Here is a 6634-nt window from a genome sequence, read left to right on the forward strand (position 1 = left end):
TCGCGCCGGCCGCAGCAGGCAACCCTGCTCTGGCCTCGCAGGGCGGGGAAGAAGGGGGGCTGGTCGCCACCGGTGGTGAACGGCGCATGCCCCCGCATCTGTGGCCATGGCTGGCTGCCGGCTTCGCGCTGCTGTGGCTCGCGACGCTGGTATGGGCACTGTCGCGTCGCCAGCCGGGTGCGCGCGTCGTGCGCGAGTTCCCCGCCGCGCCACTGGACCTGCCCCACGCAGCGGCTTCGCGCGCCACCCACACCGCCGCCGACTTGAAGCGCGTGCTCGACGCCGGCGATCTGGACGACATCGAACACGTGCTCTGTGGCATGGCGCATCCCGTCGCGGGCGACCTCGACGAGCTGCAGCGTCGCCTCGTCGCACCGGCGCAGCGGAACGCGGTGGATCTGCTGCGGCGTGCCCGCTGGGCGGGGGGCGATGCCGCGCAGGCGCGTGCCGCATTGCGCGAAGCGTTCCGCGGAGGTCCGCAGTGGTCTGCGCCGCTCATGCGCGCGGAGGAAGAGCCGTTGCCGCCCCTGTATCCAAGATAGGGGACATCGTGCCCATGTTCGTCATCGTCAGGAGAAGGGAGACGACTCACGCCGCCAYGCCCGACGTTGCACACGAGGCGCGCCGGGGCCTTGCACCGGGTTTGCTAAGCTCCCGCCTTTGCCCCTGCAGGAACTGCCGATGACCGACGCTACGCCCGCCAAGCGCGCCAGACTCCCTCTGCACTGGAAGATGGCCATCGGCTTCGGCGTCGGCCTGATCGTCGGACTCATCGTGCATGCCACCGGCCAGGGCGATGCCGGCTGGGTGCAGGACGTGACGAAGTACGTCACCACGCCCTTCAGCAAGATCTTCCTCAACCTGATCTTCATGCTGATCGTGCCCTTGCTTTTCTCGGCCCTGGTCTGCGGTATCGCCGAGATGGGCGATATCCGCGCGCTGGGCCGGATCGGCTGGAAGACGCTCGCCTATACCATCGTGCTGTCGGCGGTCGCCGTGCTGCTGGGCCTGCTGCTGGTCAATGTGTTCAAGCCTGGCGTCGGCGTCGATCCTGCGCTGGCGCAGCAGCTGATCGCCGAGAACGCCGAGCGCACCAAGGAAATCGTCGCCAGCGTCGGCAGTCAGCCGACCGGCATGGACATGCTGCTGTCGATCGTGCCCGACAACGTGATCGGTGCGGCGTCGAGCAACGCGGCGATCCTGTCGCTGATGTTCTTCGCGGTGATGTTCGGCATTGGCCTGGTGCTGACCCCGTCGGAGAACACCGGCATCCTGAAGCGCGGCATCGAGGGTGTGTTCGAGATCTCGATGACGCTGATCGGCCTGGTGATCCGCCTCGCTCCGTACGCGGTGGCCTGCTTCATGTTCAACCTGGCCGCGATCTTCGGGTTCGACCTGCTGCTGAGGTTGGGGCAGTACGTGTTCGTGGTCGTGCTCGCGCTGGCACTACACCTGCTGGTCAGCTACTCCGTCGCATTGAAGCTCGCCGGCTACTCGCCGCTGAAGTTCTTCCGCGGCGCGCAGGAAGCGATGGTGATGGCGTTCTCCACCGCGTCGAGCAACGCCACCCTGCCCACCGCACTGCGCGTGGCCGACGAGAAACTGGGCCTGCCGCGCACGGTGTCGCGCTTCGTGCTGACCGTGGGCGCCACCGCCAACCAGAACGGCACCGCGCTGTTCGAGGGCGTGACGGTGATCTTCCTGGCCCAGTTCTTCGGCGTGGACCTGTCGCTGGGGCAGCAGTTCATGGTGATGCTGGTGTGCATCCTGGGCGRCATCGGCACGGCCGGCGTGCCCTCCGGTTCGCTGCCGGTGGTGGCGCTGATCTGCGCCATGGTGGGCGTCAATCCCATCGGCATCGGCTTGATCCTGGGCGTGAACCACTTCCTCGACATGTGCCGCACCACGCTGAACGTCACCGGCGACCTGACCCTGGCCTCGCTGGTGGCCAAGGGCGAGCGCGCCGACGTGAAACTGCCGGGGCAGCCGGGCTAACACCCCGGAAAGCACGCTGCAACCGCGACAGGGCGGGCAGGGGGTGGGACAATGAGCGGCCCGCAGCCCGCCGGGCGCCGCCCCCTGTTCCGACTCCCCATGACGACGCCCACCCGCCGCCAGCTCGCCAACGCCATCCGTTTCCTCGCCGCCGACGCGGTGCAGGCCGCCAACTCCGGTCACCCCGGCATGCCCATGGGCATGGCCGACATCGCCGAAGTACTGTGGAACGACTACTACCGCCACAGCCCGTCGAACCCGCACTGGTTCAACCGCGACCGTTTCGTGCTGTCCAACGGCCACGGCTCGATGCTGCACTACGCGCTGCTGCACCTGGCCGGTTACGACCTGCCGCTGCAGGAACTCAAGAACTTCCGCCAACTGCACAGCAAGACCGCCGGCCACCCGGAGCGCCACGAAACGCCGGGCGTGGAAACCACCACCGGTCCGCTCGGCCAGGGCTTCGCCAACGCGGTCGGTTTCGCGCTGGCCGAGAAGCTGCTCGCGCAGCGCTTCAACCGCGAAGGCCACGACCTCATCGATCACCGCACCTTCGTCTTCATGGGCGACGGCTGCCTGATGGAAGGCGTGTCGCATGAAGCCGCTTCGCTCGCCGGCACCTGGGGCCTGGGCAAGCTGGTCTGCTTCTGGGACGACAACAAGATTTCCATCGACGGCAACACCGATGGCTGGTTCACCGACGACACGCCGGSCCGCTTCGAAGCCTATGGCTGGCAGGTCGTGCGCAACGTCAACGGCCATGACCCGGTCGAGATCAAGACCGCGATCGATACCGCGCTGAAGGCCACCGACAAGCCCACGCTGATCTGCTGCCGCACCACGATCGGTTTCGGTTCGCCGAACAAGGCCGGCAAGGAATCCAGTCACGGCGCACCGCTGGGCAAGGACGAGCTGGAAGCCACGCGCGTCGCGCTGGAATGGCCGTACGGTCCGTTCGAGGTTCCGGCAGATATTTACGCAGGCTGGAACAAGGTCGAGGCCGGCAGGGCGCTGGAAGCCGACTGGAACGCCCTGCTCGACGCCTATACCGCGCAGTACCCGGAGCAGGCCGCCGAACTCAAGCGCCGTGCCTCGGGCGAACTGCCCGCCGACTTCGTCGCCCAGGCCGATGCCTACATCGCCAAGGTGCAGGCCGAGGGCCCGGTGATCGCCTCGCGCAAGGCTTCGCAGAACGCCATCGAAGCGTTCGCGCCGCTGCTGCCGGAACTGGTCGGCGGCTCGGCCGATCTGGCGCACTCCAACCTCACGCTGTGGAAGGCCAGCAAGTCGGTCTCCACCACCGATCCGAACGCCAACTACGTGTACTACGGCGTGCGCGAGTTCGGCATGACCGCGATCGCGAACGGCCTGGCGCTGCACGGCGGCTTCGTGCCGTTCGACGCCACCTTCCTGGTGTTCAGCGACTACGCGCGCAACGGCGTGCGCATGAGCGCGCTGATCCCGGCGCACGCCATCCACGTGTACACGCACGACTCCATCGGCCTGGGCGAAGACGGCCCCACGCACCAGCCGGTGGAGCACTTGGCCTCGCTGCGCTACATCCCGAACAACGACGTGTGGCGTCCGTGCGACGCGGTGGAATCGGCAGTGGCGTGGAAGCAGGCCATCGTCCGCCAGGACGGCCCGAGCTGCCTGGTGTTCTCGCGCCAGAACCTGCCGCACCAGCCGCGCACCGAGGCGCAGGTGGGCGATATCGCGCGCGGCGGCTACGTGCTGGCCGATGCCGATGGCACGCCGGACGTCATCCTGATAGCAACCGGTTCTGAAGTCGGCCTGGCCACGCAGGCCAAGGCCATGCTGGATGCGCAGGGCATCAAGACGCGCGTGGTGTCGATGCCGTCGACCGACGTGTTCGATCGCCAAGACGCGGCTTACCGCGAGGCCGTGCTGCCCAAGGCCGTGCGCAAGCGCGTCGCCGTCGAAGCCGCGATCAGCGATTTCTGGGGCAAGTACGTGGGTCTGGATGGTGCGGTCATCGGCATGACCACGTTCGGCGCCTCCGCGCCGGCCGACGCGCTGTACAAGCACTTCGGCATCACCGCGGACGCAGTGGTCGAGGCGGCGAAGTCGCTCTGAGCGGGACGTACCGCAAGACCGAGAAAAGCCGGGCATTGCCCGGCTTTTCTTTTGGACCCAATGAAAAGTTCAGGCAAGACGATATTGCTTCAACGTCGCTTTCCGATGCCGGTGTTGCTACCCGTATATCCATTAAAAGCCGTCGTCGCTTCGTTTCTGTGGGCCTGTGCTGGCTGCTGGACTGAAGGGCCCCACTCCTGTTGCCACCGCATCGGAATGACTTCGCGGGCAGATTGCGTCGTGTCACAACCTGGGCCGCTGCCCAGTGTGACTTCATCGCATACAAGTGCGTTGCAGCGGGCTCCCGCGTTTTGCGGCAAGGCGGATTTCCAATTCCTGATGCGCGGTGATAGGTTTGGCGGGAAGCCCATGCGATGGAACGCCATGATGATGCCACCTCTGCGAAGTGCACATTTCCGCCGTGTCGCATCACTGCTTCTAGCGACTGTTACCGTGATTTCTGCCGGTTGCGCCACCTCATCCGAGACATCCGTACTTGCCAAGGAGATAGCTGCCATGGCCGCGTCAGACACCAGCCCTGCGACTGAGAGTCCAGCACTTTCTGCCGAAGAAATCGGCAGGCGGTTCCTGAAGCTGATCGAGGGCTTAGAGTCACGGGAAGATCTGAATCTTGAGCGCGTCCAGAGAGTGTTGGGCGTCCCGCTGAAGCGCTTTGATGGCACGCCAGAATACCTGTACGGGTATAGCCAGCCATTAGGTGAAGGGTGGTACTTCAGCCTCGACTACATCGCCGGTTCGCCTTCCTTGCTCCGTGGAATGAGCTTGGCGTTCGGGAAGCCAGGTGAGCGTTTTCCCGATTTCCCTGCTTTCGCGTGCAACTTGGATTTCGAGGATTACCACAATGCGTTGCTAGCGGTGGGTTTTCGTGATGCTCCGATCTACGGAGAGATTGGTGAGTTGCGGAGCTGGCGCTATTACAAGGGCGATATCACGCTTTCGATCATTCCGCAAAACGTGGTAGCAGGAACGCCGGGCAGACTGTGCGTCAAGTCCATCGGTACATTGAACTGACGCAGGAGCAAGAGGATGGTCAAGCCAAATCCGCAACTTGAGGCCGCACTTTCGCGGTTTGCCGCTCAGCCCGGTGCCACGCCGGTCCAGGAGGCCCAATTGCGGGCAGCGGTCCTCGCCGATCCCAACCGGCTAAACGTGCTCAACCAGCAGGCCGTCACCCGTCAGCTTCAGGGCTTTGCCTTGGAGATGTCGAGTACATCACCCAGTTTGATCGGCACCTACGACAAGCAGGCCGGTGTGATCACGTTGCCGGCGACTAGCTTTCGGCCCGTCGGCACGACGGCAAGCGATGACTTGAAGGCAGTGATCGGGCTACAGGCGATCACCGTCGATTTCGCCTACAAGACTTGGCAGGACCATGCCGGGAAGATCCACGCCGTTGATCAGGACATGGTGACCAACCTGCAGTCTGCACTTAACGGATCGCCCGTRCTGGCGGATCAGATGAAAGACGCGATAAGACAGGGGCACGTGCAGCATTTCAGTCTGTTGGGCAACGGAATGGCGGCAGGAGCCACTTATGACGGAAATACGGTGCGACAGGACGGCACGCCGAAAGGCATCAATCTGTCTCCGTCGGGTTTGCAAACCAATACACCCGCAAATCCCCTTGGCAGATACGATGTTCGAGATATGACTTTCGTATTAGGTCACGAGATCCGGCATGGCTTTAACAATGCCGCTAAGGATAATGCGACTGGGATATTCGTCCGGAGCATAACCGTCCAAGCTAAGGCGCAAGGGCACATACACGACTATACGGACGAGTTGCGGGCTTACATCCAAGCAGGGCGAGAGGATGAGGCGAAAGCAGAGATCGCAGGCTGGAACGCGCTGTTGAGTCGCGAGCGACAGCTTAATCCTTCCATGCCAGGCTTGGACATGATGGCAGACGCAGGTAATGACAGGACGTTGGACTTTGTCCAGCGCGACCCTGTTACCAAGGCGCTCAGTATCAACCAGGGCCTCACCTTCAACCAAGACGGCAGCCTGTCGCAGAACCCCGCCAACATCGCGGCGATGGGCCAGCACTACTTCGATCGCCCATCCCATGTGCATGCGCAGCCCGGCCAACGCCCCGTGGGCATCGGCGAACACAAACCCAACCCCACCGCCGACTATCCCAACTACTACGGTACCTGGGCGCTTGAGCAGATCGTCGCCGCAGAAGACCGGGCCAATGTGTCATACAAAGGCGCGCGCCCGCAGATCGCCATCGACATGGCGGTCCTCGGCTTGAAGGAAAATCTGATCGAAATGGAAGGGCTGGACCTTGGCGCTAACAAAGCGCCGCGCCCTTATCTGGACACGAGCCAGATCCCGGCGAAGCCCGGCCATTTCCACCACACCCAGGATGCCAGCATGGGGCACGACCATCAGCACGTGCCGATCGTGGCTGCAGGGCGGATCCGCGCCAGTGGCGACCCGGTGGTCGATCGCTGGATCGATGCGCTGCAGGTGGGTGACCAGGCCGCTGCCAAAGTCCTGCAGAAGGAGTTCACCGAAT

4 protein-coding genes and 1 pseudogene are annotated in these 6634 nt (G+C 64.1%); all 5 read left to right on the forward strand.

Features of this window, described 5'->3' with window-relative positions:
* Window positions 1-542 (forward strand): annotated as a pseudogene (locus AC04L7_RS10205) (BatD family protein); the annotation flags it as partial.
* A gap of 139 nt (window positions 543-681) precedes the next feature.
* Window positions 682-1995: a dicarboxylate/amino acid:cation symporter gene (locus AC04L7_RS10210; RefSeq protein ID WP_475512939.1), complete on the forward strand. Its 1314-nt coding sequence runs from the start codon at window positions 682-684 to the stop codon at window positions 1993-1995.
* A gap of 99 nt (window positions 1996-2094) precedes the next feature.
* Complete coding sequence (tkt, locus tag AC04L7_RS10215) at window positions 2095-4092, forward strand: transketolase (protein ID WP_475512940.1); 1998 nt, start codon at window positions 2095-2097, stop codon at window positions 4090-4092.
* 516 nt (window positions 4093-4608) lie between these two features.
* A complete protein-coding gene (locus AC04L7_RS10220; protein WP_436000232.1) occupies window positions 4609-5124 on the forward strand; it encodes a hypothetical protein in 516 nt (171 codons plus the stop codon).
* Window positions 5125-5139: 15 nt separating this feature from the next.
* Window positions 5140-6634 (forward strand): XVIPCD domain-containing protein (locus tag AC04L7_RS10225; protein ID WP_475512941.1); only part of this gene is annotated, 1495 nt, incomplete at its 3' end.

This window comes from Pseudoxanthomonas sp. LjRoot204_2 (genome assembly GCF_056175765.1).

Coding starts and splice junctions, on each gene's coding strand:
- AC04L7_RS10220 (WP_436000232.1), top strand. CDS start 4,609: ATGGCCGCGTCAGACACCAGCCCTGCGACTGAGAGTCCAGCACTTTCT.